The sequence below is a fragment of the Aeromonas sp. Prich7-2 genome, assembly GCF_017939255.1.
GTDB classification, from domain to species: Bacteria; Pseudomonadota; Gammaproteobacteria; order Enterobacterales; family Aeromonadaceae; genus Aeromonas; species Aeromonas caviae.
In genome coordinates, this window is record NZ_JAGKRI010000035.1 from 1 (window position 1) to 25,191 (window position 25,191).

Consider the following 25,191-nt stretch of genomic DNA (forward strand, 5'->3'; position numbering starts at 1 on the left):
AGAAGTTGCTTGAGGTACTGGGTTGCATTGATAATAGTCATGGCTTCGGGCGTGTCGGTTTTTTTTTGCGATTAAATCAGATCACAAACGAAGCCTTTTTTCTATCTATTTCAATTGGTTGTAGCTAAAGATCCTGTACATGATCAGCCACTATGTCATCTTCTTCGAGGATATTTCCGAGCGCAAGGCGGCGGAGCGCCGCATCCAGGATCTCGCCTTCTATGACGAGCTGACCGGCCTGCCCAATCGCCGTCAGCTGCACGAAACCCTGACCCAGGCGTTCACCGATGCAAATCGCAGTCACCTTATCGGGGCCCTGCTGTTCATCGATCTCGACCACTTCAAGACCATCAATGATTCCCTGGGTCACGCCACCGGCGACTGGCTGCTCAAGGAGGTGGCCAGCCGTCTCAAGCGGCTGGTGCGCCAGGGGGATTGTCTGGCCCGTCTCGGCGGCGACGAGTTCGTGTTGTTGCTGCCAGCGCTCTCCATCAGCCCGCCCCAGGCGGAGATGCAGGCCGACCTCATCGCGGAGCGGCTGATCGGGGAGATCGCCGCCCCCTATGATTTCAGAGGTCAGGTGCTGCACATCGGCGCCAGTGTCGGCATCACCCTCTTCCCCGGTCGGGAGCAGGAGGCGGGGGATCTGCTCAAGCAGGCTGACACCGCCATGTATCAGGCGAAATCGGCGGGCCGCAAGACCCGGCGCTTCTTCGATGCCTCCATGCAGTTGCAGGCCGACCGGCGTCTGCACATTCACAACGAGCTGCGCAGTGCCCTCGACAATGGGGAGCTGACTCTCCACTACCAGCCCCAGCATATGGTGGCGGGGGGGGGAGATCATCGGTGTCGAGGCACTGATCCGCTGGCAACCCCCCGGGCGTGCCCTGGTGTCGCCTGCCGAGTTCATCCCCATTGCCGAGGAGACGGATCTCATTGTCGACATCGGCAACTGGGTATTGCACGAAGCCTGTACCCAGTACGTCTCCTGGGAGGAGAACGGGATCCACGTCCCCCAGCTGTCGGTCAACGTGAGCGCCAAACAGTTCCATGCTCCCGACTTTGTCGATCGCATTCACGACGTGCTGGCTGCCACCGGCATGGATCCCGCCTGCCTCAACCTGGAGATCACCGAGTCGGTGGTGCTGGGTCATGCGGAAGACACCATCAGCAAGATGGCGGAACTCAAGACCCTGGGCATCAGCTTTGCCATCGACGACTTCGGGGCGGGGTACTCTTCCCTGAGCTACCTCAAGCGGCTGCCGGCTGACGAGCTCAAGATCGACCGCTCTTTCATCCAGGACATTCCCAAGGATGGTGACAACATGGCCATCGTCGAGGCCGTGATCGCCATGGCCCGCCACATGGGGTTCAACGTGACGGCGGAGGGGGTGGAGTCCCGCCAGCAACTGGAGTTTCTGCAGGCACAGGGCTGCCATTTCTTCCAGGGATACCTCGCCTCCAAGCCGCTTCCTGTTCCCTACCTTGAACGCTATGTCAGCCGCCAGGTACGCGGTGATCGCCCCGTCTGCACCGATAAAAATAGTGTGGCGTAGCCCCCGTGCTTAGCGGGTAGAATGAAGGTATGTCACCACCGCACTTTGGCGGTGGTTATGTCTTCAAGGGGAGAATGCCATTCGTGAAAGTCGTGCAGGGAATCATCTTGTCTGCGCTCTGGATGCCGGGGCTGTTGGCTCCTGCCTTCGCGCAGACCATGGAGCAGTCTCTCTATCGCCAGGCCCATGAGGCCGTGCGTGCCAATGATCAGGTCAAATTCAGCCAGCTTCGGGCACGCCTGATCCACTATCCGCTGTTGCCCTATCTGGATTACTACCAGCTTGCGTTCCGTCCCGGGGCGGCAGACTACAACGATGTGACCCGCTTCATCCGCCAGCACGGGGACACCCCCCAGTCCAACCGGCTCGAGCGCAGCTATCTCACCTATCTTGCCCAGAGCCAGCAGTGGTCCCAGTTCCTGCGCTTCTATCCAGCCAAGCCAAGCTCCACCGATCTGCTCTGTCAGCACTATCAGGCCCGCTACTACACGGGGCACCAAAGTGAAGCCCTGCAGGAGGCAGGCAAGCTCTGGTTGAGCGGTCAGTCCAGGCCCGATGCCTGCGATCCCCTGTTCCAGCTCTGGCAGCAAGCGGGTCTGCGTACTCAGGAGAAGATCTGGGAGCGCATGAACCTGGCTTTCGAGGCCCAGAACCCCAACCTCATTCGCCACCTCGGTGCCCAGCTCGGCAGCGGCATGAAGGGGTATGGCGATCAGATGATCGCCCTGTATGACCAACCCGTGCGGGCGATGAATCCGGCCAACTTCACGGCGGCGCCCCCGTCACGGCATCTGCTCTCCCTGGGGCTGGCCCGCTACGCCAACCAGGAGCCCGACGCGGTTCTGCGCCAGCTGGGGGAGATGACCCGTCGCTTCGGCCTGAACCATGCCGAGGTGAATCGGGTGGAGAAGGCGGCCGCCCGCCGCCTGTTGTTGGACCGCTCTTCTGACCAGCGTGCCTGGCTGGATACGGCCCTGGTGCGGCTCAAGGATCCGGAGCTGGTGGAGCTGCGGGCCCGTCTTGCCATTTGGGAGCAGGATTGGCGCGGCCTCGAAGGCTGGGTCAAGCGGATGCCCATGGGGCTGCGAAAAGAGGATCGCTGGCGTTACTGGATGGCGCGCTCGCTGGAGAAACAGGGGCGGCAGAAACCGGCGCGGGACCTCTATCTCGAGACTGCGAACCTGCGCGGCTTCTACGGCTTCATGGCGGCCCAGCGCACCGGTGTGCCCTATCGCATGAAGAACCAGAGCGTGGCGCACAAGGTGCCGGACTGGCAAAGTGCCAGTCGCCGTTGGCCCTTCCTGCTGCGGGTGCGTGAACTGCTGGCGATGAACGAGATCACGGCGGCCCGCTCTGAGTGGATCCACAACATGGATCGCAACAGCGTGGCCCAGCGTCTGGAGTTTGGTCACATCGCCCTCAACCAGGGCTGGCACGAGCTGGCGATCCTCTCCAGCATCCGTGCCGAGGCCTGGGATGCGCTGGATCTGCGCTTCCCGCTGCCCCTCAAGCGCACCTTCTCCCAGATGGCACAAGAGCGCACCATGAACACCAGTCTGCTCTACGCCATCTCCCGTCAGGAGAGCGCACTCTATCCCCTGGCCCAGTCACCGGTCGGGGCGCGGGGGTTGATGCAGTTGATGCCTGCCACCGCGAAAGAGACGGCCGGCAAGCTTGGGGTGCCCTATCGCAATGAGCAGCAACTGTTCGACCCGGCCATGAACATTCGACTTGGCAGCGCCTACCTCAAGCGCCTGCTGGATGTGTATGACGGCAACCGGATCCTTGCGGCGGCGGCCTACAATGCGGGTCCTGGCCGGGTCAAGCGCTGGCGCGAGCAGAGCAACAACAAGCCGATGGATGTCTGGGTGGAGAGCATCCCCTATCGGGAGACGCGCAACTATGTCCAGAACGTGCTCTCTTTCGATCTCATCTATCAACACAAGCTGCAGCAGCCTTTGCGTTTCATGTCGGAACGCGAGCTGAATCACGCCTATTGAGTTCGGGGGGCAGTCGTTGTGGCGGCTGCCTCCCATTCTTGCCCCAGAATGGTTATCATCCCTTAAGCTTTGTTACAAAAGGAAACCTGCCAGGTGATCGGGCGCCGCGTCTTGGTCTGTCAGGTTCGATACAATGCCCGATCATCACTAACAGGCTTTTCCAACAAAGGAATCGAGAGTGGCAACGATCAAAGATGTGTCTCAGCTGGCGAATGTCTCCATTTCGACAGTGTCTCGAGTGATCAACAACACGGCGCAGGTGGCGCCCGAGAAGCGCGAGGCTGTCCTCGCGGCCATGAAGGAGCTCAGCTTTCGTCCAAACAGCTTCGCCCAGGCCCTGGTGAGCAAGCGCTCCAACTGTATCGGTGTGCTGGTGGGGGATCTGTGTGGCGGCCCCTTCTTCGCCCAGATGATGCGCGGCATCGAAAGCATGGTCGACAAGGCGAACAAGTTCACCATCGTGGTGTCCGGCAACCACGACGCGACCCGTGAGCGGCACGCCATCCAGGCGCTGCTGCAGCGCCAGTGCGATGCCCTGATCCTTCACAGCAAGGCGCTGCCTGACGAAGAGCTCAGCGAGCTGGCGTCGGGCACGACCCCCATCGTCTTCATCAACCGTCAGGTGCCAGGCTGCGAGGATCGCTGCGTCTGGCTGGACAACCAGGCCGGCATCACCACGGCTTGCCAGCATCTGCTGGACGCGGGACATCGCAAGATTGCCTTCGTCACCTCCGATGACGAGGAGTTTGTGGATGGTCAGCAGCGGATGGCCGGCTATCGCTTCGCCCTGCAACGGGCAGGTATCGAGCTGGATCCTGCCCTCATCGGCCGTGCCTATGCCGATGAAAAAGGTGGCTATGTGGCCATGAGCGAGCTGCTGGCGCGCGGCGTCGAGTTCAGCGCTGTGCTTGGTTTCAACGATGCCATGGTGGCGGGGGCCATCTCCTGTCTGCTGGAGCGGGGTTACAAGATCCCCCAGCAGGTCTCTGTGGTCGGTTTTGATGACATCCCCTATGCCCGATACATCTATCCCAAGCTCACCACGGTACGTTACCCCATCGAGGAGATGGGAGAGCGTGCCGCTGAGCTGGCCCTGAGGCTGCTGGATCACAAGCCGGTAGAGGGGCTGGCGCTCAAATTCGAAGCCGAACTGGTACGGCGGGAATCTGTGGCCTGAGTTATGAAGTTGGCCCCGTGCGGGTCGACTTTTTTGCATAACAGTGAAAGCGCTTTCAGAAATCCTTTTCAACTGTGATCCGCTTCAAAGCTTTTTGACCGCGCTGCCACTAGGATAGGGCCACGAATTAGGAGCGTGCGCTCCCGATTTTCCCGCTGTGGGAGGTAACCGGTTAATCCGGCTATTTCCTTCGTTACTTTCGACGGTCATCATTGGATGGCCGTTTTTTTTTGTCAGGATCCGGGTATGACGAACGAATTTGAGTATCAGACGGGTATCGTGGGCGCCGGCTGGCTGGGGTTGCCCCTGGCCAGGGCATTGCAAGAGCAGGGGCAATCTGTCGCGGTGACGGTCAGTACGGCCGAAAAGGCTGAACGGCTGCGGGGGGAGGGCATCGCCGCCTGGCCGCTGTTGCTCACCCCTGACATGGGATCACTGCCTTTTCGCTGTCATGACCTGGTGATCTGCGTGCCCCCCAGCAAGACCGGGGATTACCCGGCATCCGTGGCCCGCCTGTGCCGACAGGCGAGGGAGGCGGGTGTTCAGAGGGTTCTTTTTATCAGCGCGACTTCGGTCTGGGGGGCCGGACAGGGGGAGGAGGATACGCCCGCTCCAGCCCATGACAGAGGCTCGCGGATGCGGGCGGCCGAGCTTGCCGTGCTGGAAGGGCATGTTGACTGCGCCATGATCTTGCGCCCGGCCGGACTCTATGGTCCTGACCGTCACCCCGGCCGTTTTCTGGCGGGCAAGACGCTGGCCGGGGGAGGCCAGGCTGTGAACCTGGTGCATCTGGACGACGTGGTAGCCGCCTGTGAGCTGATGCTGGCCCAGGGGCAGGATGGGGATGCCTACAATCTGAGTGCCCCCGTTCACCCGCGCCGGGAGCAGCTCTACCCCTTCGCGAGCCGCTTGCTCGGGCTGGTGCCGCCGCAGTTCGTCGAGCCGGCGGGGGAGTTTGCTCCCATCGAAGGTCAGCGCATCTGCCAGCAGCTTGGTTTCGTCTATCGCTGGCCGGATCCGGCCCACTGGTTTGCGGACGGGGCGGCCTTGAAGGGTTGAACGGGTCGTCGCCATCCGGGCCCCGGAGTCGGTCATCTGGCGTGCAAACCAGATACGGCGCGCGCTCCGGGACAATTGAGGTTTGCCAAGGGGGGGATCGCCCCCTATCATGCCGCCATCCATGATAAAGAGAGCGGTAATGATGGAAGAGACCAAGCGCCACCCCGATGGGGAGCTGTTGCTGAGAACCCTGGCAATGCCAGCCGATACCAACCCCAATGGCGATATCTTCGGCGGGTGGATTATGTCCCAGATGGATATAGGTGGGGGCATCATGGCCAAGGAGCTGGCAAAAGGGCGCATCTGTACCGTCTCGGTGGAGGGGATGACCTTCCACAGCCCGGTCAAGGTGGGTGACGTGGTGTGCTGTTACGGTCGCTGCCTCAAGATTGGTCGCAGCTCCATGCGACTCAAGCTGGAGGTCTGGGTCAAGCCGGTATTGCGGGAGAACGAAGCCCAGCGGTACTGCGTGACCGAGGGCGTCTTCACCTATGTGGCCATCGACGATCAGGGCAAATCCCGCCCCGTCCCGGTCTGAGTCTGCTCAGATGAGCCGGGCATTGATGATGGATATTTCCTGCTCAAGCCCGGTTTTTTGCCGTATCATGCGCTCCAGCATCTCTTCCGACCCCACGCACTGCCGGGTGTCGAACAGACAGAGATCACATTGGGGATCCCGCCTGATTTGATAGACGGTGGAAAGCTCCACTTGATGACAGGTTCCCTGTTGATCGTAAAATGTCACGCGGTACTGGTGCTGTCTCGCCATCGTTGAATTCCTTCTGGATGAGTCGGGCCGGACACGAATAATGAGACTAGTCGGCGACCGTGGCCTGTGTGAGGGCCATGTCGTCTTGCAGAGGCAGGTGATTGTTAGCCAATGAAAAATAGTTATCGGATTCTGGGAACGTCCCTGCTGACGTTGGGGCTGGTCGGTTGCTTCGAGGTACCGGATCAAGATCATCTGGTGACTGCGGCAGGTATCATACCTGGCGCAAGCTGTGACAGACCACCTCTGGTGGCGCTCGCCTCCACGGCCTTGCCGAGGGAGTTTGGCATCACCGTCTGGAACCTCTACAAGGGACAACGCAAGAACTGGCGGGAAGGGCTGGATGAGTATGCCAAGTCCCAGGATCTGGTGCTGCTGCAAGAGTCGGCGACCCGGCCCGAGATGCTGGACTGGCTGAAGAGAGGCGATTTCCAGTGGCAGCAGTTGCAGGCCTTCACCCAGGGAGGTGTCTCCTTTGGCGTGATGACAGTGGCGAAAACGCCGCAGGCGTTTGTTTGTGGCGTCCGTTCCCCCGAACCCCTGCTGCGTATCCCCAAGTCAGGTCTGGTCAGTCTCTATCCCTTGCAGGGGGATCCTGACGGCGTGCTGGTGGTGAATCTCCATGCGGTCAATTTCGAACTGGGCATGGCGACCTTCCGCGAGCAGCTCAACGATCTGACTGCGTTGATCCATCGCCACCAGGGGCCGGTCATCCTGGGCGGCGATTTCAACACCTGGAGCGACAAGCGCGCGTTCTGGTTGAACAAGCTGGTGGGCGAGCTTGGCCTGCAGGAGGCCATACCTGTGCCTGATCTGCGTCGCACCGCTTTTGGCCGCCCGCTGGATCACCTCTACTATCGCAATCTGGATCTGGTGGAGGTGAGTTCACCTGCTACCGATGCCTCTGACCACAACCCCATTCTGGCGCGCTTTGCGGCCCAGGCTATCACTCCCTGAGTCATCCCTCAGGGGAGAGCGGAGTCGCCGCTGGTTCATGCAGACAAAAAAATACCCCGCATCAAGCGGGGTATTTTTTGGATTGCGACGAGCGATCAGCTGTTGTTCTTCACGAACAGGGTCAACTCCTGACCCGGCTTGAGATAGTCACTCTTGCCGAGCTGGTTCCAGCGCATCACATCGTTGACGGCGACCTGGAAGCGGGCTGCGATGGAGGAGAGGGAATCACCGCGGCGCACCTGATAGACCATGGACTTGTTGCTGCTCTTGCCCTGCTTGGGCCAGACCACCAGCTTCATGCCAGGCTTGAGGGCCGACTTGGCGTTCAGGCCGTTCCACTTGGCCAGGTCGGCGTGGGTGACCCCGTGTGCCTGGCTGATGCTCCACAGGTTGTCACCGGAGCGCACCTGATAGTTCACCTTGCCACCACTGCGGCTGGCGAGCTGCTGCGGCTTGCTCTGGGCAACCTGGGTTGCGCGCCCGCCATTGGGGATGATCAGGCTCTGGCCACGGCGCAGGTTGTTGCCACGCATGTTATTGGCCAGCTTGAGCTGTTGCACGGTCACCCCGTGATTCTGGGCGATCCGTGACAGCGTATCACCACTGGTGACCTGATAGGAGCGCACGCCACGGGTACGTTCACGCTGGGGCAGATCGGCCAGGGCCAGCTCCAGGGTGTCGGCGTACTCGACGGGGACCAGCAGGTTGTAAGGGCCCTGCGGCGAGGTCATGCCACGCTTGAGCGCAGGATTGAGCGCCTTGAGCTGGGAGGCGGAAACACCAGCCAGCTGGGCGGCCACGTTCAAATCAATCTGGCCACCGGTATTGATGGTTCGCAATTGCGGCTTGTTGGCCAGCACCGGCAGGGTGACATTGTATTTGTCCGCATTGCGGATCATGTCGGCCATGGCCAGGATCTTGGGCACATACATCCGGGTTTCGCGGGGCAGGTCCAGCGACCAGTAGTCGGTCGGACGACCAGCCCGTTCGTTGCGGGTGATGGCGTTGCGCACCCGACCTTCACCGGCATTGTAAGCGGCCAGGGTCTGCAGCCAGTCACCGTCGAAGAACCGGTTCAGGTACTCCAGGTAATCCAGTGCGGCATTGGTGGATGCCAGGACATCGCGTCGACCGTCGTACCAGTTGTCGTGGCGCAGGCCGAAATTCTTGCCGGTTGCAGGAACGAACTGCCAAAGACCGACCGCATTGCTGCGGGAGCGGGCATTGGGATCGAACATGCTCTCGATCATGGGGATGGTAATAAGCTCCATTGGCAGCTCACGCCGTTCGATTTCCTCTACCATCAGATACAGGTAGGGCTCAGCCCGGCTGGCAATGGTCGCCATATGCTTATCATTGCGCAACAACCAATCACGCTGTTGGCGAACCCGGGCATTATCGTGCGAGTCCAGCTGCATATCATCGCTGATACGCACCCACAGGTTATCAGTGTCATCCAGCTCTTCTATCTGTTCGTCGCCGAACAGCATCCGCGAAGAGTGTTTTTTGTACGTTTTCTTGCTGACTTGGGGGGATTTGATCGGCTCGATTGCCGTTACCGCCCGGTCATCCTGATGGCTCAGGTTTTGACAGCCGCTGAGAAACAGCGCTGCCAATAAGGCCGTTCGTAGCTTCATCTCGCTCAGGTCATCTGTGGAAAAACAGCTCGCATCATAAGGGGCAATGCCCCCCTGATCAAGGTTTGTTCAAAAAACGTCCTTCCAGGCCCGCAGAACAGCGAAGGTATCCTCTGGATTTTCCAAGCATTTAAGGGCGTATTTCTCAGCAGAAAATTTTACCGAGTCCTGCTCGCAGCGCAGAAAAACATTGAAATTCCGCTCATCTCCCAGCCGGGAGGGGAGACTCGGGAGGCCCTGCTGACGCAGTTTGCTGATCACGCCGATCTGCCGCTGGATCGCCAGGTTGTCGGGCTCGACCGCATGGGCGAAACGCAGGTTGGAGAGCGTGTATTCATGGGCACAATAAAGGAGGGTCTCATCGGGCAGTGCCGCGAGCCGTTGCAGGGAAGTGTGCATCTGTGCCGGGGTCCCTTCGAACAGACGGCCGCAACCGGCGCTGAAGAGGGTATCGCCACAAAACAGCATGCCCTGGCCGTAATAGGCGATATGCCCCAGGGTATGACCGGGCACATGGAGGACATCCAGACTCAGGCCATGCCAGTTGATCTGATCCCCGTCGTCGAGCCACTGGCCGTGATGGTCCGGCATGGGGTCATGCTTGGGACCATAGAGGCGAGCGTGGGGGAAGTGTTGTAGCAGCTCGGATACGCCCCCGACGTGATCGCGGTGGTGATGGGTCAGGAGGATGGCATCCAGCACCAGATCCAGCGCAGCCAGCCGTTCCAGCACGGGATCGGCCTCGCCTGGATCGACGACCAGGCAGTGATTTTCGTGACGGATCAACCAGATGTAGTTGTCGCTGAAGGCGGGAACTGTGATGACGGTGTACATGGGTCGAGGCTCTTGTGTTCTCTTTAAGGAAGGGATCTTATATAACTGGATGGCATTCGCCCCCGAGTTGGTCCCATTATGCAACTGGCACGTACCGAACAACAGATCGCGCTTCCGACCAGTTGGTCCGCACTGCCCATGGGGGACTGGGTGGCCGCCGAGCTTCAGGAGCGCCTCGACAACTGGTGCCCCCACCTCTTTGGCTATCACTTGCTCAAGATAGGTGCCCTGAGCGCCGAACTCTCCTGCGGTTGTTCCACCATTCGCCATCAAATCGGTGTCGCCTCCGGCGGACGGCTGCTGGACATCCAGGGGGATCCGCTCGCCTTGCCGGTGCGATCGGGGAGCGTGGATGCCTGCCTGCTGGCTCACTGCCTCGATTTCTCGCCGGATCCTCATCAGGTGCTGCGGGAGGCAGAACGGGTGCTGACCGACGATGGCTGGCTCATTGTCAGCGGTTACAACCCGCTCAGCCTGGTGGGGCTGGGTCACTATCTGCCCTTCATGCGGCGGCATCTGCCCTGGTCTGCCCGCATGTTCACGCCCGCACGGGTGACCGACTGGCTGCAATTGCTCGGCTGCGAGGTGATGTTCGACGAGCGGTTCGGTTTCTCCTTCATGGGCAGGCAGAGCAAGATCGGCTGGTGGCGGGAGAGTCTGGGGCGGGACTATTGCCGCTCCCTGGCGTCTGTTTACGTGATTGCCGCCCGCAAGCGGCGTTTCCCCGTGACACCGGTGCGTCGCCGCTGGCGGCTGCCGGAGTCGATGGCCGCGCCAGGAATGGCGCGCCAGGGCGGCTAGCGGGCATCAGGGTTGGTAGCCGCTGTCTTCGGCAAGCTGCTTGCCGTTGGCGGCCTCACGGGCCAGCTCGTCACAGCGTTCGTTTTCCGGGTGGCCCGAGTGTCCTTTCACCCAGAACCATTCGATCTGGTGACGGGCCACTTCCGCATCAAGGGCCTGCCAGAGATCGACGTTCTTGACCGGCTGACGGTTGGCGGTCATCCAGCCCTTCTTCTTCCAGCCGATGATCCATTGGGTGATCCCCTGGCGCACATACTGGCTGTCGGTGGTGAGCCGCACCTGGCAGGGTTCGTTCAGGGTCCGCAGCCCCATGATGGCAGCCATCAGTTCCATCCGGTTATTGGTGGTCAATCGAAAACCGGCGGAGATCTCCTTGCGATGCTTGCCATAGACCATGACGGCACCATAGCCGCCGGGGCCCGGGTTGCCTAAGCAGGAGCCATCCGTGAATAAATCAATCTGTTTCAACATGAGCAATCAATCTGTTTTAGCGAGAGGCTTGGGGTAAACTAGCGAGTAAAACCGAAGTTTGACATGGATTTGATCATGAGCACACCCCAACTGAATCGCCAGATCATTCTGGATACCGAAACCACCGGCATGAACACCGCGGGCGGCCCTGTCTATCTTGGGCACCGCATCATCGAGATCGGCTGTGTGGAGGTGATCAACCGCAAACTCACCGGCAACCATTTCCACGTCTACATCAAGCCGGATCGGCTGGTGGACCCCGAGGCCATCGCCGTGCACGGCATCACGGATGCCTTCCTGGCGGACAAGCCCTCTTTTAGCCAGATAGCGGACGATTTCATCGAGTTCATTCGCGGCGCCGAGCTCATCGCCCACAACGCCCCCTTTGACGTGAGCTTCATGGACTATGAGTTCAGCAAGCTCGGTCTGAACTTCAAGACGGCGGATATCTGCGGCATCACGGATACCCTGGCGATGGCGCGGGATCTCTTCCCGGGCAAGCGCAATAACCTGGACGTGTTGTGCGATCGCTACGGCATCGACAACTCTCACCGTACCCTGCACGGCGCCTTGCTCGATGCGGAGATCCTGGCGGACGTCTACCTCCTGATGACGGGTGGCCAGACCAAACTCAATCTGGCGAGTGAAACCAGCGAGAGCGAGACCAGCCAGGATACCGGCATTCGTCGTCTGGAGAGCAATCGCCCGCCGCTCAGGGTGGTTCGCGCGAGCGACGAGGTGGCGGCCGTTCATGAAGCGAGGCTGGATCTGGTACAGAAAAAAGGAGGTGCCTGCCTGTGGCGGCAATGAGATCGCTTTGGGGGCTGCTGCTGCTGGCCTCCCTCCCGGCCGCGGCCAACGAGGTGTTTGCGCCTTCCGACATTCCTCTGCTCGACAACCGCTTTCGCATCGATTACGGCGTGAAGGAGATCACCTTCATCATCAAGCGCAAGCCGGGGACGCCCTCGGTGATCCTGGTGCGACCCGATGGCAGCAAGCTCTATGTGGGCAAGGTCAAGCCGCCCGACGTGGGCTGGTTGCCCCTCAAGGATCAGGATCTCATCACCATCCGCGACCCCATGCCCGGCCCCTGGCAGGCGATCGGGGAGGTGGACCCCGACAATCGGGTGCGCCTGCTCACCGACATCCAGGTCGAGAGCGAGCCGCTGCCGGCCCGCCTCTATCAGGGTGAGCGTGTCAAACTGCAATCCCGTCTGCTGATCGATGGCGCGGCGCCTGGGGCGGGTTACTACCTCACCGATCTGGGCATGACCGTCAAGCTGCAGCAGTTCAACGATGCCAGCCAGAGCGGCGATCCCGTGTTCGAGGAGACCCTGGGACGCTACATGGATGATGGCAAGGGGGTGGACGAAGTGCCGGGGGACGGTATCTTGACCGCCGAGGCGGTACTGGACGTCCCTGCGGGAAAATACCGAGCCCTCTTCAGCACCGGCAATGAGGTCTTCTCACGAGCCCAGTCACAGCAGGTGCTGCTCTACCCCTGGCCGGTCAGCTATTCCCTGAATCCCCCCTCCGGGGAGGGGGGAGCCAAGCTCTCTCTGGTCATCGATGTGGATGAACTGGATCCCGCCTCCGTGGTCATCCAGGGCAAGGCCATCGACGGCAGCGGCAGTAGCATGACGTTCAACGAGGTGGCGACAGCGCCGCGTTTTGGCGTGGATCTCTCCGCCCTCAAGGCGGCAGGGCAGTACAAGGTGGAGGCCACCCTCTTTGGAACAACCCGGCTCGGTCGCGAGGTGCAACTGCAATTGCCGGCCAAGTCGTTCACCATAGCACCGCCTCCCCCCCCTCCCGCACCCTCTGCGGCCATGCCCGCATCCGCCGCCACCCCCGACCGGTTCGAGGAGCGGGAGAGTCCGGTCTGGCTGCCCTGGGCGCTGGGGGGAGGTGGCGTGTTGCTGCTCTTGCTGGGGGCCGGTGGTTTCATTCTGCTGCAAAAGCGCCGCACCCTGCACAAGGCGATGGCGGCGCAGAAGGCGCAACTTGAAGAGACGCCAGCAACCCCCAAACTGGATCTCAATCTGCCGGAGCAATAATTCCGCGCACATTGCAAAGAAGCCGCCCAATGGGCGGCTTCTTCATGGTGGCAAGTGGATGGGGTGAACCCGATATCAGTGAGCGCCGATATAGATGTCTTTGTACTGCTCGCGAATATCGAGGAACTTCTCCAGATTGGCCAGCATCAGGTCCACCAGGAGGGGGTCGAAGTGCTCTCCTTTCTCCTCCTTGATCAGCGCCAGCACCTGATCCAGCGGCCAGGCCTGCTTGTAGCAACGATCCGAGCCCAGAGCATCGAACACATCCGCCAGGGCGACGATGCGTCCTTCCAGCGGAATGTCCTCTCCCTTCAACCCGCGGGGATAGCCGCTGCCATTCCACTTCTCGTGATGGTTGCCCGCGATGGTGGCGCCTATCTGGAACAGGGCCAGGTCACTGCCGGAGAGCATGTCCTGCCCAAGCTGGGCGTGGGTTTTCATGATCTCCCACTCCTCGGGAGTGAGTTTGCCCGGTTTGTGCAAGATGGCGTCCGGGATCCCCACCTTGCCGATGTCGTGCAGGGGAGAGGCCCGTTTGATGAGCTCGCACCTGTCCTCATTCATGCCGAGCAGCTTGCAGAACAGTTCGGTGTAGAGGGCCACCCGCTTGACGTGCAAGCCGGACTCTTTCGAGCGGCTCTCCACCAGTTCGCCGATGCGATAGATGATCTCTCGCTGGTTGTCACCGATCACCTCGTTGAGCCGGATATTCTCCAGCGCCACTATGATGTTTTCGGTGAACAGGCTCAGCAGCCCGGTATCCATCTGGCTGAGCGGGCGAGTGGTCTCGATGTGGAACAGCAGGTGATGACGGGCATTCTGGCAATAGAGCACCATCTGGTTGCCATCGTAGACATTGGCTCCCTTGGCCATGGCACAGCGCAGGATTTCCGGCGCATCGACGAGGCGCAGCATGGGACCATCGCTGAGCAGAGGCTCGAGCACCTGATCCCGCACCTCATACGCCAGGTGCTACACATCGTAAATCTGGGACTCTTCCAGATTGAGCAGGGCACTGAGCTGGGTCTGGGCTCCTTCGACGAACTGGCGCAGGGCACGCTGCTCGAAGATCCCCTTGGACGCCTCGATGACCTTCTCCAGCCCCTGTCGATTGCTCTCAAGGGTTCGGATGTCCCGGTAAGAGCGCAGGCTGGCGCGCAGCAGGGTGCGCAGTTTCTGGGAGGTGAGCTCGGTCTTGTCCTTGTAGTCGTTGATGTCGTAGTTGGTCACCACGTCATCTTCCGGGGCCTGGCCGGGCTGACCGGTTCGCAGCACGATGCGCACCATCTTGTTTTGCAGCTCGTCGCGCACGAACTTGACCACCTCGAGACCGGCATGATCGACCTCCATGACGACGTCGAGCAGCAGCAGGGCGACATCCGGGGTGAGGGCGAGCAAGGCTTTGGCTTCAGCCGCAGAGTAGGCGTGCAGAAAATCGATCGGCTTGCCGTCGAATTCAAACTTGTTCAGGGTGATTTTGGTGATGCGATGCACTTCGGGTTCATCGTCCACTATCATCACCTTCCAGCCGGCGGGACGCGGTGCTGATTGGGGAAGATCTTCATCATCAATAATCAGGATTTGATCATCCATTATGCAATCCTGTGTGTGATCCTGTGCTTACCTTAACCGCTTCATTCAATATAGGAAACGGATTGATATCCAAAATATGATCCAGTCGGTTTCTCTTTCTTCGTATCGGATGCCATCCACCCGCCCTTTCATGAAAAACGCCTCCACAAGGGAGGCGTTCTGGCATCAGAGGCATCAAGCTGCCCTGTGATAGGCGGAGGCTTCAAACAGTGCCTTGTTGGCCACTAGGTCGACGGGATCGAAGTCATCGACGTTGATGGTGCGAAGGCGACTCTCCTCGGCGCGCCGCAGCAGGTCCGCTTCGGCCTGGTTGATGACACCGAGGCTCAGGCCCGCCTCTGCCACCTTGTCGAGCTGGGTGAAGGGGCGTTTGCTCCCTTCGGCTTTGCACACCTTGTCAAACAGCGGCTCTGCGGTCAGCACATCGTCCAGCGCCTGTTCCAGCAGCCCGAAGGGGTTGCCCTCCTCGCGCGTCAGATATTGGCCCTCGGCCAGACGGCTGCGAGTGGCACTTGGCACCTGGAGCAGGCGGGCTACCTGGCTGTCGAGCTTGTCGGAGGGACGCTTCAGGTCGCGACCAAGGGGTAGCACGATGGCGCGCAGGGCCAGACCAATCCAGCGATTCGGGAAGTTGCGCAGCAACTCGTCGATCGCTTCCTGAGCCTTGAACAGGGCGTCTTGCAGTGCCCAGTGCAGCAGCGGCAGGTCGGCCTGCTGGCGTCCTTCATCCTGATAGCGCTTGAGGGCGCTGGAGGCCAGATAGAGCTGGCTCAGCACATCGCCAAGGCGGGCAGACACCCGCTCTTTGCGCTTGAGCTCGCCACCCAGGGTGCCCATCGCCATGTCTGACAGGAAGGCAAGGTTGGCGGAGAGGCGAGAGAGCTGCTGATAGTAGCCCTTGGTCTGATCCTTGTAGGGCGCGGCGGCGAAGCGGGCACCGGTCAGCCCCAGCCAGAAGCTGCGCACCAGGTTGCTGATGGCAAAGCCCACATGGCTGAACATCGCCTTGTCGAAATCTTTCAGCGCCTGTTCTTTGTCGGGGTGGCTGGCGGCCAGCATCTCCGGCAACACATAGGGGTGGCAACGGATGGCTCCCTGACCATAAATGATCATGCTGCGGGTCAGGATATTGGCTCCCTCGACGGTCACGGCGATGGGCGCCCCCTGATAGCCACGGGCCAGATAGTTGCTCGGCCCCATACAGATGGCCTTGCCGCCATGGATGTCCATGGCATCGATGATGCACTTCTGGGCGCGGTCGGTGAGGTGGTACTTGACGATGGCGGAGATGACCGAGGGTTTTTCACCGAGATCGATGCCGGTGACCGTCAGTTTGGCGGCGGCGCCCATGATGTAGGCGTTGCCACCCAGGCGTGCCAGCGGCTCTTCAATCCCTTCCATCTTGCCAATCGGCAGCTTGAACTGGCGACGGATGCGGCTGTAGGCACCGGTGGCCAGGGCCAGCATCTTGACGCCGCCCGTGCTGTTGGAGGGCAGGGTGATGCCGCGGCCGACGGAGAGACACTCCACCAGCATGCGCCAGCCCTGACCGGCCATAGCCGGACCGCCGATGATGAAGTCGAGCGGTACAAACACGTCTTGGCCGCGGGTCGGGCCGTTCTGGAACGGCACGTTGAGCGGGAAGTGGCGACGACCGATATCGACTCCCTTGATGTGGGTCGGAATGAGGGCGCAGGTGATGCCGAGCTCTTCTTCCTCACCCAGCAGGTGGTCAGGGTCACGCAGCTTGAAGGCGAGGCCGAGTACGGTGGCGATGGGAGCCAGGGTAATGTAGCGCTTGTTCCAGGTCAGGCGCATGCCGAGCACCTCTTCCCCTTCCCACTCGCCTTTGCAGACGATGCCGAAGTCGGGAATCGAGCCCGCATCAGAACCCGCTTCCGGACTGGTCAGGGCGAAACAGGGGATCTCCTTGCCGACAGCCAGACGGGGCAGGTAGTAATCCTTCTGCTCGTCAGTACCGTAGTGTTGCAGCAATTCACCCGGCCCTAAGGAGTTGGGAACGCCGACGGTGGAGGCGAGCACGGCGCTGGCGCCGCACAGCTTTTGCAGCACGCAGGACTGGGCGTAGGCGGAGAACTCCAGCCCGCCATATTTCTTCTTGATGATCATGGCGAAGAACTTGTTGTCCTTCAGGTATTGCCACACCTCGGGAGAGAGATCGGCACGCTCGTGGGTCACTTCCCAGTCGTTGACCATGCGGCACACTTCTTCAACCGGACCGTCCATGAAGGCCTGCTCTTCGGCAGACAGCGTGCTGACCGGAATGGCGTGCAGCTTCTTCCAGTCCGGGTTGCCGGCAAACAGATCCGCTTCCCACCAGGTCGTCCCCGCTTCGATTGCTTCCTTCTCGGTTCGGGACATCTCCGGCATGATGGACTTGTAGATCTTGAACAGCGGCTTGGTCAGCTGGTTGCGGCGAAACTCCACCAGATTGAGGGGCAGGGCTATCACCGCGAACAGCGCCCACACCAACAGGGGCACATGGCCATAGAAGGTGCCGGCGACCAGGGCGGCGGCCGTGGCAAGCGTGGCGGTGAACAGGGACGCACGGCGATAGGCCATGGCGCCGATCACCAGGATCACCCCGAGCAGAGTGAGGGTCGTCGTCATTGTTTGCTCCTTGCATGAATTGCCGAGGTTGGGAAATTGGCGTTAACTGATCCAGAGGTCTGACCTGTTGGATGTGGCCCCTGTTGTAATTCATACGCACAAACTTATCAAGCTGTTTACAAGCCTGTTACCTTGGCTCTGTGATCGGCATAACGCGCTGCCCGCCCCATCTTGGCGGGCGGGGGGCGACGATTGGACTGGCTTGTGCGACAATGCCGCCACCCTATGTTGGACGACGAGATTTCAAGAACCATGTACCAAGAACTGATCCGCAACGAGTTGACCGAGGCTGCCAGCGTGCTTCAGGCGTTCCTGGCAGATGAGCAAAATCTGAAAAACATCGAGGCGGCGGCCAAGCTGCTCGCCGACTCCTTCAAGCAGGAAGGCAAGGTTCTTTCCTGCGGCAACGGCGGCTCCCACTGCGATGCCATGCACTTTGCCGAGGAGCTGACCGGTCGTTATCGCGAGAACCGCCCAGGCTATGCCGGCATCGCCATCTCCGATCCCAGCCACCTCTCCTGCGTCTCCAACGACTTTGGCTATGACTATGTCTTCTCCCGCTATGTGGAGGCCGTCGGCCGTCGTGGTGACGTGCTGCTTGGCATCTCCACCAGCGGCAACTCCGGCAACATCCTCAAAGCCATCGAGGCGGCCCGTGCCAAAGGGATGAAGGTGATTGCCCTGACCGGCAAGGACGGCGGCAAGATGGCTGGTCTGGCCGATGTGGAGATCCGAGTGCCGCACTTCGGTTATGCCGACCGCATCCAGGAAGTGCACATCAAGGTGATCCACATCCTGATCCAGCTGGTTGAAAAAGAGATGGCCAAGTAATCAACGATCCGGGATTGAGAGGGGGGATGGGTGACCATACCGGCCCTCTCGTCCAGCCGTGACGGTTGATTGACGAAACCAGAGTCAAGACATTCAGGGAGTGGATGGTATATGTGCGAACTGCTCGGCATGAGTGCCAATGTGCCGACCGACATCTGCTTCAGCTTTACCGGGCTGATGCTGCGGGGCGGCAAGACCGGTCCCCACAAGGATGGCTGGGGGATCACCTTCTATGAGGGGCGGGGTTTTCGCACCTTCAAGGATCCCGAACCCAGTGCCCAGTCTCCCATCGCCAAGCTGGTCCAGGCACTGCCCATCAAGAGCCGTGCCGTGGTCAGCCATATCCGGCAGGCGAACCGGGGGTGTGTCTCCCTGGAAAACACCCACCCATTTACCCGAGAACTGTGGGGCCGTTACTGGACCTTTGCCCACAATGGCCAGTTGACCGGTTACAAGAGGCTGCCCACGGGGCGGCACCGCCCGGTAGGCGACACCGACAGCGAGCACGCCTTCTGCTGGCTGCTCGACAGGCTGGAGCACAAGTACCCCAAACGGCCGGCAAATTTCCCCGCCATGTTCCGCTACCTCGCGACCCTGTGTGACGAGCTGCGTGTGCTCGGGGTGTTCAACATGCTGCTGTCGGACGGAGAGTTCGTGATGACCTATTGCAGCAACAACCTTTACTGGTTGACGCGCAGGGCTCCCTTTGGCGAAGCCCGTCTGCTGGATGAGGATGTGGCCATCGACTTTCAGAGTGAAACCACGCCGAACGATGTGGTGACCCTGATCGCCACCCGGCCGCTCACCGGCAACGAGAATTGGGTGAAGATGGTGCCCGGGGAGTTCTGCCTGTTCAGGCTGGGCGAGCTGGAATATGGCAATGCAGCCAACTTGTTGAACCAGAAATAAAAAATACCAGGGTAGATGTCTACCCTGGTTCTTCGCAGCAGCCATACAGGCAAAAAGGGATGAGAGAGGTGTTGCTGAGCCGCATCATTCTCATGGGTTACATTGTTACTTTAATGTTAATTTTGTGACAACCTTTATCTCTCTCCATTCTGGCTGACATACCGATAACTTGAAGCTGCTCACATTCTGGTGTCGCAAGAGCATCCGGAGCGATACGGGCATGCCCGAAGGACGGGTGACAGCGGGGCTGTGGGTCCGCTATATTGTGGTCTGTTTGAATACCATCATAGGGAAGAGAAGATGGAGTGGCTGGATCAGAAAGTGCTGCGACAACTGGCAGATGACATCGGTCACGAGATGATGCCGGTCGTCATCTCGGTGTTTGTCGAAGAGGTAGGCGAGCAGTTGGCCCAATTAAGGCCGCTTTTTGAACAGCGGGACTGGTCAGCCCTGGCGCGTCTCGCCCACAGCATGAAATCGTCCTGTGGCAGCTATGGCGCCAAACCCAGCTATCAGCAGGTGATGGATCTGGAGTCCGCCTGTCGCCGGGAAGATGAGCAAGAGGCCGGCAGACTGCTGGCTGAGCTGGAGCACTCCCTGCCCCAGGTCTTCACCCATCTGGCCCAGTTTCACTGATCCAGAAGGGCATCAGCCCGCCATGTCGCGCTCGCCAAGCCTGCTCAGGATCACGGTGTCGAGTGCCAGCCGCAGCTTGAGGCGGTCGTGGCGGTGGGGGAGGGCCGCTTCACCCAGCTCGGCCCGAACGAGGCAGTGCTGCAGCTCGGGTACCTGGGGACCCTCGGGAGCCAGAATGGCATCGATCCGGCCGCTGCCTATCCGCTCTTCCAGCCAACGATGCTGACTGGACAGTGACAACTGGCCAGCCGGACCCTCTTCGTCCACCAGATTGCTGATGAACACGACGATGGCGCGGCTGCTGCGGATCGCCTCCGCAATCTCGCGCAGCAGCAGAGGAGGCATGATGGAGGTGAGGAAGCTGCCTGGCCCCAGGATGATCATGTCGGCCTGGCTCAGCGCCTCGACCGCTTCGCGCGTGGCGGGCACGACCGGTTTCAGGCTCAGGGCCCGTGGCGGCGTGGTGAGCTGATCGATGGAGACCTCCCCCAGGATCTGATCGCCACAGACGGTGTGGGCGCACAGATCGGTGGGATGCTCGGACATGGGCAGCAGATTGGGTTCAATTTCCAGCATGTCGCTGATGAGCCGGATGGCATCCAGGGGGCGCACGCAGAGGTTGTCGAGGGCCAGCAGCATCAGGTTGCCGAGGTTGTGGCCCGCGAGCTCGCCGCGGCCGGTAAAGCGGTGCTCGAACAGCTGGCTACCGATGCTGGGGGTGGTCACCAGCTGGTTGAGGCAGTTGCGCAGATCCCCCCAGGCGATGCACTCCTGGCTTTTGCGCAGGCGTCCGGTGGAGCCGCCATCATCCGTGGTGGTGACGATGCCCGTCAGCCGGGATCCCAAGAACGACAGGGAAGAGAGCACCCGGCCCATACCGTGCCCGCCGCCGATGGCGACGACCCGGTCGAAGTCATTGATATTTTTCTGCCACATGCAGTGATCCCGTGGGAGGCCAGTGAGCACTATTCTAGTCTCCATGGCCAGGTAATTGTTTGATAAGGGTATGATTTTTGCTTGATGCCAGCATCCCGTACCCCTAGGAGACGATGTTGAACTTCCTGACGGCTCACTCGCTTGCCGAGACGACCCCATTGGCCGCCCAACAAGTTACAGAGCGGTTGTATGCCCAGTCATCCCATGTTCCATCGCTGTTGCTGGTCTATTTTACCCAAGCACACGAGGCGGCGGAACTGCGCCGTGCGCTCAAGGCACGTTTTCCCGATACCCGGCTGATCGGTTGCAGCTCCTGCGGCGGTATCCTGACCCAGGATGGCCATCATGGTCGGCATGGCTGGAGCCTGTCGGTCGCCGCCCTTTATGATGACAAGGGGACCTATGGCGTGGCTGGCCAGATGGGGGATCAACCGGATGTGCGGGCATTGCTGCGCCGCGCTATCGCCGATGGTGGCCGACCGGGAGAGCTGCCGCAGCTCGTGTTGCTGCACACCAGCCCGGGGCTGGAGGAGGTTGTGCTCGCGGGGATCGACGCCGAGTTTGGCGCGACCGTTCCCGTCGTCGGCGGGTCGGCGGCAGACGATGGCGTGGCCGGGCAGTGGCAGCTGTGCTGGGACGAAGGGGAGGGATCACAAGGGTGCGTGTTGGCGGTGCTTTACCCCGACTGCCAACTGGCGTTCCAGTTTCATTCAGGCTATGTACCCACCGAGTGTCGCGGCATCATTACCGGGATAGACGGGCGGGAGGTGCTGACCATCGATCACGAGCCGGCGGCCCGGGTCTATGGTCGCTGGACCGAGCGTGCGACGCCCTGGCCGGTGGGCCCCATCCTCAGGGAGACGACGCTCTCGCCACTGGCCCGTCAGGTCGGCATGCTCGATGACCTGCCCTACTACAAGCTCTCCCATCCCGAGGCGGTGACGGCGCGGGAGGGGCTGCGCCTCTTTACCGAGACCCGACTGGGAGAGCGGCTGCTGCTCATGTACAGCAGCCAGGAAGGGTTGTTGCAGCGCAGCCTGAATGCGGTGAATATCGAGCCTGAATATGGCATGGCGAGCAATATGCGCCCCTTTGGCGCCCTGGTGGTGTTTTGTGCCGGTTGTCGGCTGGCACTGGGGGACAGGCTGGGGGACATCGTCAGTCAATTCAGTCAGAGGCTGGGTGAGATCCCCTTCATCACGCCCTTTACCTTCGGTGAACAGGGACGATTACCCCATGGTGAGCTGGCACACGGCAACCTCATGGTGTCGAGCGTAATCTTCCTCGAGAGCTGACACTGTGCTGGATTCAAGATGATAGGCAATAGCGAACTCGAAACCCTGGGTGACAAACTGCAAACCACGCTGGTGGAGCTGATGCGTTGCCGGGAGCGGGAGGCCAGATATCGGGAGGAGTCCCAAGCCCTGCTGTGCGGGGTGGCGACCCTGGCACAGGCCCAGAGTCTGGAGCAGGTACTGGAGAGTCTCATTCTTGCTCTCAAGCCCTTTATCGGATTCGAACAGGCGGACGTGGTCGCCTGGGAGGCCGTAGGGGGCAGCACCCATCTGAGCACCCAGCCGGACGAGGTGGGCCGGACCTGGTCGCTGACACCGCTCTTCTCCAGGGCCATCGAGGGGGAGACCCTGGTCATCTATGATCCCGCCCAACTGCCTGAGCTGGCGCCGCTGGCGGGGGCGCCGGGCTGGGCCAGCGTCATGATGACAGGCTTGCAGGGACCGGGGTTTTCCGGTGTGCTCATCTGCCGGCACAGCGTGGCGGGCACCTTCGATCTCAAGAGCAAGGCGGCGATGCAGCGTTGTCGCCCGCTCATCTCCCAGGCCCTGGTCAACATCGCCTATCGGGCTCGCCTGCAAGAACAGGTTGACCTCAAGACCCTGGCCCTGCAGGCCAGCGAACAGCGTTTTCGCAGTTTTGCCGCCATGGCCTCCGACTGGTTCTGGGAGACCGATCCCCAGCACAGGCTCAGCTATGTCTCTGCACCTGGCTATCAGGGGGAAGTGCTGGCCCGCCAGACGGGGAGAAGCCTCTATGATTTTGCCCACGACAAGCAGGAACCGGCCTGGAGTCACTACCGGCACCTGATCGCCCACCATCTGCCGGTGCGGGGAATGCGGGCCCAGGTGATGCTGGCGGGCGGGCCTTGCTGGATGGAGATCAATGCGGAGCCTTGCCATGATGCCGGTGGCCGCTTCCTCGGCTATCGGGGTACGGCGCGGGAGATAGGCAGCCAGATCCGCCGCGAGCAGGAGCTGGCGCGGGCGCGGGACGATGCCGAGACGGCCAACCGTGCCAAATCCCAGTTCCTCGCCATGATGACCCACGAGATCCGCTCTCCCATGAACGCCGTGCTGGGGATGCTGGATCTGCTGCAGCACGGCCGACTCGACACTCCGCAACAGACCCTCATCGGTCATGCCACCCACTCTGCGCATCTGTTGCAGACCATCATCGACGACGTGCTCGATTTCTCGAAAATAGAGTCACATACCCTGACGCTGCACTGTGAACCCTTTCAGCCAGCCGAGCTGTGCCGTGCCCTGGTGGAGCCCTTGCAGGCACAGGCCTGTGCCAAGGGCATCACACTGCACTGGCATCTGGATGAGACGCTCCCTGAACGCCTTCAAGGGGATGCCGTCCGCCTCTCCCAGGTGATAGGCAACCTGCTTGGCAATGCCGTGAAGTTCACCTCCGTCGGCAGCGTGCGTCTGGCATTGACCTGGGAGGAGGAAAAGCTGGGGGTCATGGTCAGCGACACGGGGATCGGCATCTCCGCCGAGGATCAGGCGTTGCTGTTCGAACCCTTCTATCAGGTCGACAGTTCGGCAACCCGCCGCTTCTCCGGCTCGGGGCTCGGGCTGGCCATCTGCAGGCGGCTGGTGCAGCTGATGGGGGGAGACATTTGCGTGCAGAGCACGCCTGGGCTGGGAAGCTGCTTCTGGTTCGAGCTGCCCGGGATGGCCTCTCCCTGTGCTCCGGCCGCCGCCCCCGGCAGTGAAGAGTGCGCCAGACTGGAGCTGGATGTGCTGGTGGTGGAAGACAGTCCGGTCAATCAGCTGGTGGTATCCCTGATGTTGCAGAAGCTGGTGTGCAGGGTGAGGCTGGCAGGCAATGGGCTGGAGGCCCTGGCACAGGTGGCGAAGCAGCAGCCGGACCTTGTCCTGATGGATATGCGGATGCCGCAGATGGATGGGCTGGAGGCGACCCGGCGCCTGCGGGACATGGGGTACGAGGTGCCCATCGTCGCGTTGACGGCCAATGCCATGATGGAGGACAGGGCCCGCTGCCTTGCCCAGGGCATGAACGATTTTCTGGCCAAACCCATCAGTCTTGCCAGGCTGCGAAGCTGCCTGCTCCGCCATTGCAGGTGATGCCGGCCGCTTTTGGGTAAAAAAAATGGTCAACCTGGTGGTTGACCAATTCTTCAGCAAATACTGAAGAGAGCACGGGATAAATCGGGTTGTACGGTTTTATATGAAAAAGTCGTGCCAACTTTTCAAAACCTGTTATTTGCGGCCTGTAGCTGAATTGTGTGTTATTTATCGCTACCGTGATTGCAAAATGCAATTCTCATTTTTTCATTATAAGAATGCAGTGCCGAGAATTCGCGTTTTGCAAACCAACCGTTGACTCACTCTTTGACTCACTCTTTGACTCACTGTGCGATCAGTCGGCGCAAGAACTGGCGCGCCGCTTCACTGTTCTGTTTGGCAATCAACATCTGTTTTTCATAGATCGGCATGGGCAGGATCTCGAGCCAGCGTTGGCAGAGCCAGGCTGCATCGTCGAACTGCTTGTCCGGGTAGAGCTCATCCAGTTCCGGGTATTGTGCAAAGACCTCTCTCAATCGGCTGACCAGCTGGTTGTCGCTGACATCAGAATCCGCACTCGGCCAGTTGGGCAGTGGCTCGACCTGGGCGTGCCTGAGGCCTGCGTCATCCGTTTCCATCTCGTGGATGCAGAAGCGTTCAAGGCCGAGCACGGTGATCCCGAGCAAACCGTCGTTGAGGGTATAAAAATCAGTCACCTTGACGCGGGTTCCGACCGGGAGAATCCGTCCGCAGGTGCCCGTGCTGGTGGTCTCTTCCATCACGATGCCAAAGCCACGATCCTCGAGGAAGGACTCCTTGAGCATCTGCAGGTGGCGCGGCTCGAACAGGCGAAGGGGGAGCTTGCCACCGGGCAGAATGTGGGACGGCAAGGGGAACAGTGCCAGTTGTTGAAGTTTCATGTTCCATCCTCCTAATCAGTCATTGCTGAATGTGACAATGCAGTGACCGTGCCAGAGAGAGGTGGCGTGGCGAAGGGGTGAGCCATTT

Annotated in this window: 21 protein-coding genes and 2 pseudogenes; 15 read left to right on the forward strand and 8 right to left on the reverse strand. The window is 60.7% G+C overall.

Annotated elements, in window-relative coordinates:
* Window positions 1–142 precede the first annotated feature (142 nt).
* The 5 genes and pseudogenes from J9892_RS07535 to yciA form a co-directional block, all read left to right on the forward strand.
* Window positions 143–1,556: pseudogene (locus tag J9892_RS07535) on the forward strand (EAL domain-containing protein); the annotation flags it as partial.
* An 83-nt stretch (window positions 1,557–1,639) separates the two neighbouring features.
* The gene (locus tag J9892_RS07540; RefSeq protein WP_171864886.1) at window positions 1,640–3,556 is read left to right on the forward strand and encodes a transglycosylase SLT domain-containing protein; all 1,917 of its coding nucleotides are present in this window, start codon (window positions 1,640–1,642) and stop codon (window positions 3,554–3,556) included.
* A 178-nt stretch (window positions 3,557–3,734) separates the two neighbouring features.
* Window positions 3,735–4,733, forward strand: a complete 999-nt coding sequence (locus J9892_RS07545; RefSeq protein WP_039038828.1) for a LacI family DNA-binding transcriptional regulator — start codon at window positions 3,735–3,737, stop codon at window positions 4,731–4,733.
* Window positions 4,734–4,979: 246 nt separating this feature from the next.
* Window positions 4,980–5,792, forward strand: a complete 813-nt coding sequence (locus J9892_RS07550; protein WP_043154205.1) for an NAD-dependent epimerase/dehydratase family protein — start codon at window positions 4,980–4,982, stop codon at window positions 5,790–5,792.
* A gap of 139 nt (window positions 5,793–5,931) precedes the next feature.
* On the forward strand, window positions 5,932–6,330 hold the full coding sequence (gene yciA / locus J9892_RS07555; RefSeq protein ID WP_029314261.1) for an acyl-CoA thioester hydrolase YciA: 399 nt from the start codon (window positions 5,932–5,934) through the stop codon (window positions 6,328–6,330).
* Window positions 6,331–6,336: 6 nt separating this feature from the next.
* Here yciA and J9892_RS07560 read toward each other — a convergent pair whose 3' ends face one another.
* On the reverse strand, window positions 6,337–6,561 hold the full coding sequence (locus tag J9892_RS07560; RefSeq protein WP_010674132.1) for a hypothetical protein: 225 nt from the start codon (window positions 6,559–6,561) through the stop codon (window positions 6,337–6,339).
* Window positions 6,562–6,672: 111 nt separating this feature from the next.
* Between J9892_RS07560 and J9892_RS07565 the strand changes: the two genes are divergently transcribed.
* Window positions 6,673–7,518: an endonuclease/exonuclease/phosphatase family protein gene (locus J9892_RS07565; RefSeq protein WP_029314263.1), complete on the forward strand. Its 846-nt coding sequence runs from the start codon at window positions 6,673–6,675 to the stop codon at window positions 7,516–7,518.
* 95 nt (window positions 7,519–7,613) lie between these two features.
* Here the strand turns inward: J9892_RS07565 and J9892_RS07570 are convergent, their stop codons facing one another.
* Window positions 7,614–8,936, reverse strand: a complete 1,323-nt coding sequence (locus tag J9892_RS07570) for a LysM peptidoglycan-binding domain-containing protein (RefSeq protein ID WP_223302529.1) — start codon at window positions 8,934–8,936, stop codon at window positions 7,614–7,616.
* On the opposite strand from J9892_RS07570, the gene J9892_RS24585 reads away from it, so the two are divergent.
* The gene (locus J9892_RS24585) at window positions 8,865–9,137 is read left to right on the forward strand and encodes a hypothetical protein (protein WP_010674135.1); all 273 of its coding nucleotides are present in this window, start codon (window positions 8,865–8,867) and stop codon (window positions 9,135–9,137) included. The two genes, J9892_RS07570 and J9892_RS24585, sit on opposite strands and share 72 nt — an antisense overlap.
* An 87-nt stretch (window positions 9,138–9,224) precedes the next feature.
* Here J9892_RS24585 and gloB read toward each other — a convergent pair whose 3' ends face one another.
* A complete protein-coding gene (gene gloB, locus J9892_RS07575) occupies window positions 9,225–9,989 on the reverse strand; it encodes a hydroxyacylglutathione hydrolase (RefSeq protein ID WP_109112289.1) in 765 nt (254 codons plus the stop codon).
* A gap of 78 nt (window positions 9,990–10,067) precedes the next feature.
* Here gloB and J9892_RS07580 point away from each other — a divergent pair, with 78 nt between their 5' ends.
* Window positions 10,068–10,790, forward strand: a complete 723-nt coding sequence (locus J9892_RS07580; RefSeq protein ID WP_161469592.1) for a methyltransferase domain-containing protein — start codon at window positions 10,068–10,070, stop codon at window positions 10,788–10,790.
* A gap of 6 nt (window positions 10,791–10,796) precedes the next feature.
* Here J9892_RS07580 and rnhA read toward each other — a convergent pair whose 3' ends face one another.
* Window positions 10,797–11,261: a ribonuclease HI gene (rnhA, locus tag J9892_RS07585; protein ID WP_171864875.1), complete on the reverse strand. Its 465-nt coding sequence runs from the start codon at window positions 11,259–11,261 to the stop codon at window positions 10,797–10,799.
* Between the two features lie 75 nt (window positions 11,262–11,336).
* On the opposite strand from rnhA, the gene dnaQ reads away from it, so the two are divergent.
* Entirely contained in the window at window positions 11,337–12,071 is a 735-nt protein-coding gene (dnaQ, locus tag J9892_RS07590; protein ID WP_041212726.1) for a DNA polymerase III subunit epsilon, read from the forward strand.
* Window positions 12,068–13,318 carry a TIGR03503 family protein gene (locus J9892_RS07595; protein WP_171864876.1) on the forward strand — a complete coding sequence of 417 codons (1,251 nt, stop codon included), beginning with the start codon at window positions 12,068–12,070 and terminating at the stop codon, window positions 13,316–13,318. Before dnaQ ends, J9892_RS07595 begins: the two co-directional genes overlap by 4 nt.
* A gap of 75 nt (window positions 13,319–13,393) precedes the next feature.
* Here the strand turns inward: J9892_RS07595 and J9892_RS07600 are convergent.
* Both J9892_RS07600 and fadE read right to left on the reverse strand, forming a co-directional pair.
* Window positions 13,394–14,911, reverse strand: a pseudogene (locus tag J9892_RS07600) (HD domain-containing phosphohydrolase).
* Between the two features lie 174 nt (window positions 14,912–15,085).
* On the reverse strand, window positions 15,086–17,542 hold the full coding sequence (fadE, locus tag J9892_RS07605; protein WP_041212728.1) for an acyl-CoA dehydrogenase FadE: 2,457 nt from the start codon (window positions 17,540–17,542) through the stop codon (window positions 15,086–15,088).
* Between the two features lie 252 nt (window positions 17,543–17,794).
* Here fadE and lpcA point away from each other — a divergent pair, with 252 nt between their 5' ends.
* The 3 genes from lpcA (at window position 17,795) to J9892_RS07620 (ending at window position 19,918) form a co-directional block, all read left to right on the forward strand.
* Window positions 17,795–18,373 (forward strand): D-sedoheptulose 7-phosphate isomerase, encoded by a 579-nt coding sequence (gene lpcA / locus J9892_RS07610; RefSeq protein WP_039038837.1) that lies wholly within the window; start codon window positions 17,795–17,797, stop codon window positions 18,371–18,373.
* Window positions 18,374–18,484: 111 nt separating this feature from the next.
* Complete coding sequence (locus tag J9892_RS07615; protein ID WP_210538173.1) at window positions 18,485–19,282, forward strand: class II glutamine amidotransferase; 798 nt, start codon at window positions 18,485–18,487, stop codon at window positions 19,280–19,282.
* 300 nt (window positions 19,283–19,582) lie between these two features.
* On the forward strand, window positions 19,583–19,918 hold the full coding sequence (locus J9892_RS07620; protein ID WP_010674144.1) for an Hpt domain-containing protein: 336 nt from the start codon (window positions 19,583–19,585) through the stop codon (window positions 19,916–19,918).
* A gap of 12 nt (window positions 19,919–19,930) precedes the next feature.
* Here the strand turns inward: J9892_RS07620 and yvcK are convergent, their stop codons facing one another.
* A complete protein-coding gene (gene yvcK / locus J9892_RS07625) occupies window positions 19,931–20,854 on the reverse strand; it encodes a uridine diphosphate-N-acetylglucosamine-binding protein YvcK (RefSeq protein WP_029314269.1) in 924 nt (307 codons plus the stop codon).
* Window positions 20,855–20,967: 113 nt separating this feature from the next.
* Between yvcK and J9892_RS07630 the strand changes: the two genes are divergently transcribed.
* Window positions 20,968–22,149 (forward strand): FIST N-terminal domain-containing protein, encoded by a 1,182-nt coding sequence (locus tag J9892_RS07630; protein ID WP_113978476.1) that lies wholly within the window; start codon window positions 20,968–20,970, stop codon window positions 22,147–22,149.
* Between the two features lie 18 nt (window positions 22,150–22,167).
* Window positions 22,168–24,243: a response regulator gene (locus J9892_RS07635; protein ID WP_210538174.1), complete on the forward strand. Its 2,076-nt coding sequence runs from the start codon at window positions 22,168–22,170 to the stop codon at window positions 24,241–24,243.
* Between the two features lie 284 nt (window positions 24,244–24,527).
* Here the strand turns inward: J9892_RS07635 and J9892_RS07640 are convergent, their stop codons facing one another.
* A complete protein-coding gene (locus J9892_RS07640; RefSeq protein ID WP_210538175.1) occupies window positions 24,528–25,103 on the reverse strand; it encodes an LON peptidase substrate-binding domain-containing protein in 576 nt (191 codons plus the stop codon).
* Window positions 25,104–25,191 lie beyond the last annotated feature (88 nt).

What these genes read in the sequence shown, in the direction of transcription:
- J9892_RS07550 (WP_043154205.1), top strand. Translation starts at nt 4,980, where the DNA reads ATGACGAACGAATTTGAGTATCAGACGGGTATCGTGGGCGCCGGCTGG.
- yciA (WP_029314261.1), top strand. Translation starts at nt 5,932, where the DNA reads ATGATGGAAGAGACCAAGCGCCACCCCGATGGGGAGCTGTTGCTGAGA.
- J9892_RS07560 (WP_010674132.1), bottom strand. Translation starts at nt 6,561, where the DNA reads ATGGCGAGACAGCACCAGTACCGCGTGACATTTTACGATCAACAGGGA.
- J9892_RS07565 (WP_029314263.1), top strand. Translation starts at nt 6,673, where the DNA reads ATGAAAAATAGTTATCGGATTCTGGGAACGTCCCTGCTGACGTTGGGG.
- J9892_RS24585 (WP_010674135.1), top strand. Translation starts at nt 8,865, where the DNA reads ATGCTTATCATTGCGCAACAACCAATCACGCTGTTGGCGAACCCGGGC.
- J9892_RS07570 (WP_223302529.1), bottom strand. Translation starts at nt 8,936, where the DNA reads ATGCAGCTGGACTCGCACGATAATGCCCGGGTTCGCCAACAGCGTGAT.
- gloB (WP_109112289.1), bottom strand. Translation starts at nt 9,989, where the DNA reads ATGTACACCGTCATCACAGTTCCCGCCTTCAGCGACAACTACATCTGG.
- J9892_RS07580 (WP_161469592.1), top strand. Translation starts at nt 10,068, where the DNA reads ATGCAACTGGCACGTACCGAACAACAGATCGCGCTTCCGACCAGTTGG.
- rnhA (WP_171864875.1), bottom strand. Translation starts at nt 11,261, where the DNA reads ATGTTGAAACAGATTGATTTATTCACGGATGGCTCCTGCTTAGGCAAC.
- dnaQ (WP_041212726.1), top strand. Translation starts at nt 11,337, where the DNA reads ATGAGCACACCCCAACTGAATCGCCAGATCATTCTGGATACCGAAACC.
- J9892_RS07595 (WP_171864876.1), top strand. Translation starts at nt 12,068, where the DNA reads ATGAGATCGCTTTGGGGGCTGCTGCTGCTGGCCTCCCTCCCGGCCGCG.
- fadE (WP_041212728.1), bottom strand. Translation starts at nt 17,542, where the DNA reads ATGACGACGACCCTCACTCTGCTCGGGGTGATCCTGGTGATCGGCGCC.
- lpcA (WP_039038837.1), top strand. Translation starts at nt 17,795, where the DNA reads ATGTACCAAGAACTGATCCGCAACGAGTTGACCGAGGCTGCCAGCGTG.
- J9892_RS07615 (WP_210538173.1), top strand. Translation starts at nt 18,485, where the DNA reads ATGTGCGAACTGCTCGGCATGAGTGCCAATGTGCCGACCGACATCTGC.
- J9892_RS07620 (WP_010674144.1), top strand. Translation starts at nt 19,583, where the DNA reads ATGGAGTGGCTGGATCAGAAAGTGCTGCGACAACTGGCAGATGACATC.
- yvcK (WP_029314269.1), bottom strand. Translation starts at nt 20,854, where the DNA reads ATGTGGCAGAAAAATATCAATGACTTCGACCGGGTCGTCGCCATCGGC.
- J9892_RS07630 (WP_113978476.1), top strand. Translation starts at nt 20,968, where the DNA reads ATGTTGAACTTCCTGACGGCTCACTCGCTTGCCGAGACGACCCCATTG.
- J9892_RS07635 (WP_210538174.1), top strand. Translation starts at nt 22,168, where the DNA reads ATGATAGGCAATAGCGAACTCGAAACCCTGGGTGACAAACTGCAAACC.
- J9892_RS07640 (WP_210538175.1), bottom strand. Translation starts at nt 25,103, where the DNA reads ATGAAACTTCAACAACTGGCACTGTTCCCCTTGCCGTCCCACATTCTG.